Source organism: Candidatus Omnitrophota bacterium, assembly GCA_023819145.1.
Taxonomy (GTDB): domain Bacteria; phylum Omnitrophota; class Gorgyraeia; order DTHP01; family DTHP01; genus JBFWKV01.
Genome location: JAMWCW010000025.1, coordinates 1 through 5,447, shown reverse-complemented (window position 1 = coordinate 5,447; position 5,447 = coordinate 1). Strand labels below are relative to the sequence as shown.

Annotated in this window: 5 protein-coding genes; all 5 read left to right on the top strand. The window is 37.0% G+C overall.

Features of this window, described 5'->3' with window-relative positions; all coding sequences use genetic code 11:
• On the top strand, nucleotides 1-1,487 hold a 1,487-nt coding region (locus NC818_07560), incomplete at its 5' end, for a hypothetical protein (GenBank protein ID MCM8784597.1).
• A gap of 96 nt (nucleotides 1,488-1,583) precedes the next feature.
• Complete coding sequence (locus tag NC818_07555; protein MCM8784596.1) at nucleotides 1,584-2,501, top strand: hypothetical protein; 918 nt, start codon at nucleotides 1,584-1,586, stop codon at nucleotides 2,499-2,501.
• A 193-nt stretch (nucleotides 2,502-2,694) separates the two neighbouring features.
• Complete coding sequence (gene hrcA, locus NC818_07550; protein MCM8784595.1) at nucleotides 2,695-3,735, top strand: heat-inducible transcriptional repressor HrcA; 1,041 nt, start codon at nucleotides 2,695-2,697, stop codon at nucleotides 3,733-3,735.
• Nucleotides 3,732-4,301 carry a nucleotide exchange factor GrpE gene (locus NC818_07545; GenBank protein ID MCM8784594.1) on the top strand — a complete coding sequence of 190 codons (570 nt, stop codon included), beginning with the start codon at nucleotides 3,732-3,734 and terminating at the stop codon, nucleotides 4,299-4,301. The genes hrcA and NC818_07545 overlap by 4 nt, the downstream gene beginning before the upstream one ends.
• Nucleotides 4,302-4,330: 29 nt before the next feature.
• Nucleotides 4,331-5,447: Hsp70 family protein (locus NC818_07540; GenBank protein ID MCM8784593.1), on the top strand; the 1,117-nt coding region annotated here is incomplete at its 3' end.

The following is a 5,447-nucleotide window of genomic DNA, read 5'->3' as shown; positions in this document are numbered from 1 at the left end:
ATATGCAAAACAAAAAATTATTTAAAATTCATCTTATAACTTTTCTATTTTTGTTTATCCTAATAAACCATCTTTTATCCCAGATAAATCCTCTTTTTGAAATATTGCAAGAATACGCAACCCTTATGGGTGAACATTTGTATATAGAGAAACTCAGTTTAAAGGAATTTTCTTCTAATGTTACCTTCATCAATCTACGAGATGAAATACGCAAATCCGGACTTTTTGTAGATATATATAAATTAGATAAACCTTGGTTTGTAAAGTTGTGTGAATTAAATATTCCTTTCATTGCTTTTCTAAAAAATAATACCTATTTTTTAGTGAAACGAGTTCAACAAAAAAATAATTCCAATCTACTCCAAATTATGATTGAAGGAGAACAGAAAGAACTAACCCCTTTGGAGTTATTTGAAAAAATTAAGGGAGTTATGCTGTTCCCCTGCGGCAATGTAATGTTTAATAAATCCTTCTTATATGGAGATAGTAAAGAAAATTTAGGGAAAGGCAAGATATTTATAATTTATATATTTCATGAAGGAACGGATTTTAAGGAAATAGAACCCATACTAAATAATATATTAGAAGAAACACATAAAGAAGGACGTAAGTTAATATATCTAGAGGAATTAGGACTAATTCCTTTTGAAAGCGTTGAGGCTCAACGCAATAGCCTAAATTTATCTGACCAGACAGCCTTTGACAAAGTTAAAGAGACTTTACGGCAAGAAACGGCCGCTATAGAAGAAGGTATTCCTGTGTATGACGAATCAATTTTCTATAGTGCGCTCTATAAATATTTGGCCAAGAATAAAATAAAATCAATTTTGGAAGACCTAAAATATGATAACTGGAAATCTATAGTTACATTTGATTCTTATGGATTAGTTAATGAGGCATTGAGTAAGTTTTTAATGGGAGGGATAGATAATGCTATAGTAACCATGAAATCATACTTAAAGGGATTTATGTTGAATAACCATAAAATTAGAGATATAAACTTTAGTAACCAAATTAAAGAACTGCTTCAAAAAAATCCCAATAGCGTAATTTTAACTATTAGGGGTTTAGCACACTATGGATTTGAAGATAATCTAGCTTCTACAGGAGTTGATGTAAATATATATATCGTGGGAGAAGGACCAATAAATAAACTTATCCCTGCACAACATTATACTATGGTTCTCAAACAAAATGATGTATATTTACCTGAGGATAAATATAATGAATTGACTGCTAAAAGTTTGGTTGAATTTGTGCTACTTGATTACTATATGATTGATTTAGGATATACTAACTATCCTACGGCAGTGAGGATGGTAAATACTCTTTTGGAAAAAATCTCTTTTGAGGATATTAAATTACTTTGCGATGAGTTATTTATGAGATTATTTAGAAGAGAAATTGATAGCACAACCTATAAAAAGTTCGTATTTGATTGGTTGAGAAACAGACAAGTTGAAAATATCAAGCCTACTGAAAAGTAGAACAGAACAAAAATAGGATGTGAAGCGTATTACCTCTTCCAACCCTGCATAATTTTTTCTTATCACGATGAAGATTTTTCAAAATTAGAAAAAGCAATGGAAAGGGTGCTTAATCTTGCGCGCTCAAGGAATAGAAAAGTTATTTACCTTGATGAGTTAGGACTAATTCCTTATGAGACAGTTAGAAATATAATGGAAGTAGAGAAAATTTCCGAGGAGGAAGCATTTTTAAAAGCGAAAAGAATGCTTGCGGAGGAGTTAGAGGGGATAGAAAAAGGAATTCCTATTTATGACTCCTTGGATACCTATACTAAAATTTATAATTTTCTTGCTCAAAATAAGATAAAAAGTGTTATGGAAGATTTGGGTTATCAAAACTGGAAAAACATAATCTCCTTTGATGAGCAAAAATTTTTTGATATTTCCTTTGCTCATTTTGTGCTCAATGATATCTCCAATTATCTCAGGACAATTAAAATTTATCGTGATAATTATGGGAGATATAATATAAAAGATAGAGATACCAATTTTACCAATCAGATTTTAAGATTGAAGAATGATTTTCCTGATGCTATTCTGTTCACCATCCGTGGCTTATCCCATATAGGACTTTCTGAAGAACTTACAAAACAGGGAATAAATGTAGAAATGGTAATTATCGGCGAAGGTATTTTGGAAAATAATATTATTTATCAAAGTATGCTTCACATCTATGAAGACCTCAATGTAAAGTTACCAGATGAGGAAGAAATATATCTAAAAATAATTCCTCAGGAATATCTGAGGTTGTATTTTACCGAGGTTCAACATAATTCTACTGCCCAAGCGACGCGGGAAGCAAATAGGCTTATCTATAAATTAAGTAAAGACGATTGTTTTACCCTATCTCGTGAATTAAAAGACGTTCTTTATACCGGAAGATTTAAAAATGATTTAGAAGGTTTATACAGATTTTTTTATGAATGGATACAAAAGCGTGTGAGTGAGAAACAGACAATCCCTTCACCTCCTTAAAAAGAGAGCCAACTACACTTCGTAAGTGTCAAAAATTTTCGCTTTTTAAAAGTTAACATTCTTCCTACACAGTTAGAGATAACCTTCTCTCTGCACAGTAACACTTTTAATATTTTTCTTGACAAAGAGGAAGGATACACTATATAATTATTTAGCACTCTTATAATGAGAGTGCTAAAATGGAGGCGTAGGGATGCGCAGGATAGATTTAAAATCCCGAAAGGAAAAAATCTTAGGAACGATTGTAGAGACATATATTGAAGAGGCAAAGCCAGTGGGTTCGCGGACCATTGCCCGAAAATTGCATTTTAAATTTTCTCCCGCTACCATCCGCAACATCATGGCTGACCTTGAGGAAGAGGGTTATATCACACATCCTTATACCTCTGCAGGGAGAATCCCCACGGATAAAGGGTATCGTTATTATGTAGATTATCTGATGCCCGAAGAGGGACTTACTCCGCAGGAGAAAAAAGAGATTATCCAGGAATATAAAACTGTTGAGGATATTTCGGAGATTATGGATAAAACCAGCCGTCTTTTAGCGCGTTTATCTGAAGAGGCGGGCATCGTGGTTTATCCCTGTTTAAAAAAGAGCAGGTTAAAGCATATAGAGTTGATAGATATAAAGGATAATTCTGTGCTGATGGTGCTGATAACTTATTCCGGTTTGATTAAGAACCTCATTCTCCGTTTTCCCCATCCCTACTCCCGAAGTCAGTTGGAGAAAATCGGTAATTTCTTTAATGCGGAACTGGAGGGGGTTTATTTAAGTGAAATTTGTAAATATCTTCTGCAGAAGAGACTGAGCGATGATTTTTCTGTTTATAATCTTTTTAAGGATGCTTTCTCTATCTTAGAGGAGGCATTTAAGAAACTGGAGGAGGAGAGGTTTTGCTTTGAAGGGGCAACTCAGATAATTACTCAGCCGGAATTTGAAGACCGTGTTGCCTTGACTAAACTCCTGCGGCTCATGGAAGAGAAAAGACTTCTTCTGGAAATTATCGCACAGGATATGGAAGAAGAGGGGATAAAAGTCCATATCGGTGAAGAGAATAATTTTGAGGAGGCAAAGTCTCTCAGTTTAGTTACCACAAATTATCATGTAGAAGGGAATACGGTGGGGGCTCTGGGAGTGGTTGGTCCTACCCGCATGGCCTATGCACATATTTTCAGCATTGTAAAAAATGTTTCCGAAATCTTAGAAAATATTTTGCAGGAGAGAAGGTTATGAAGAAAAATTCCGAAGAAGATATTCCTGAGAATTCTTCTGAAGAAGAAAAAGGGACCACTGCTGAGGTGAAGAAAATAACGCTTTCTTTCCCGGAGTGGGAAGCATTGCAAAAAAAAGCTTCCCTTGCCGAAGAATACTATGATAAACTCTTACGCTTGCAGGCAGAGTTTGAAAATGCCCGACGCCGGATGGATAAAGAAAAAACAGAGATTATTCATTTTGCTAACCAGTCTCTCTTTATGGAGATGCTCCCCGTGGTGGACGATTTTGACCATCTCTTGAATGGCTTGGAGAGAAATCAGGTTAAGGAAGATATTTTTGTGGGGATAGAGATGATTAGAAAGAGATTATCTAAGATTATGGAAGAAAACGGTCTGGTGCGGATGAAGGTTGTGGGAGAGAAGTTTGACCCCACCAGGCATGAAGCCTTGATGACTGTGGAAACCGATGAATTTCCTGAAGATACCATTGTGGAGGAAATCCGCAGTGGCTATCTTTTTTATGATAAAGTTTTAAGACCGGCAGTGGTAAAAGTTGCTAAGAAAAAAATAACCGAGAGTCAATGATTTAATTGACTAAAGCAGGAGGTGAGCAGATGGCAAAAGCAATTGGTATTGACTTGGGAACTTCCAATTCGGCAGCGGCGGTTGTAGAAGGAGGAAGGCCAACAATTATCCCCTCGGCAGAAGGGGCAGGGGTGGCTTCGGGGAAGGCATTTCCTTCTTTTGTCGCCTTTACCAGAGATGGACAGAGACTTGTGGGGGAACCTGCACGCCGGCAGGCAGCCATTAATCCCGAAGGAACGATTTTTGCTGCCAAGCGCAAGATGGGAACAGATTATAAATTTAAAGTTTATGGTAAAGAGTATACTCCACAACAAATCTCCGCCTTTATTTTACAGAAGATTAAGCAGGATGCGGAAGCGTTCTTAGGAGATAAGGTGGAGGAGGCGGTGATTACCTGCCCAGCTTATTTTGATGATAACCAACGCACTGCTACTAAAGATGCGGGAGAAATTGCGGGATTAAAGGTATTGCGGATTATCAATGAACCTACTGCTGCCTGTCTTGCCTATGGTCTGGATAAATTGGGTAAACGCTTAAAGATTATGGTTTTTGATTTTGGAGGTGGAACCTTGGATGTAACCATTATGGAGATGGGTGAAGAAGGGGGGTTTATGGTTCTCTCCACCAGCGGAGATACCCAACTGGGAGGAACCGATATGGACAATGCCCTCATTGAGTACATTACAGAACAATTTAAACGCGAAACAGGAATTGATTTACATAATGACAAAATGGCTATACAGCGGGTGCGGGAAGCAGCGGAGAAAGCAAAGATTGAACTTTCCAGCACACTGACCACAGATATAAATCTTCCTTTTATCACTGCGGATGCCACCGGTCCAAAACATTTATCCCTAAGCATTAGCCGTGCCAAATTGGAGGATTTGGTTTCTCCGATTATTGAAAGATGTCGCCATCCCATTGAACAGGCATTATCCGATGCACAACTTAAAGCAAAGGATATTGATAAAATAATCCTTGTGGGCGGTCCGACACGGATGCCCTGTGTGCAGAAATTTGTAGAGGAGACTGTGGGGAAGAAGATTGAAAGGGGAATTGACCCTATGGAATGTGTGGCGATGGGAGCGGCTATTCAGGCAGCAATTATAAAAGGAGAGATGAAAGAGGTTTTGTTAGTGGATGTTA

What these genes read in the sequence shown, in the direction of transcription:
- NC818_07545 (MCM8784594.1), top strand. Translation starts at nt 3,732, where the DNA reads ATGAAGAAAAATTCCGAAGAAGATATTCCTGAGAATTCTTCTGAAGAA.
- hrcA (MCM8784595.1), top strand. Translation starts at nt 2,695, where the DNA reads ATGCGCAGGATAGATTTAAAATCCCGAAAGGAAAAAATCTTAGGAACG.
- NC818_07555 (MCM8784596.1), top strand. Translation starts at nt 1,584, where the DNA reads ATGGAAAGGGTGCTTAATCTTGCGCGCTCAAGGAATAGAAAAGTTATT.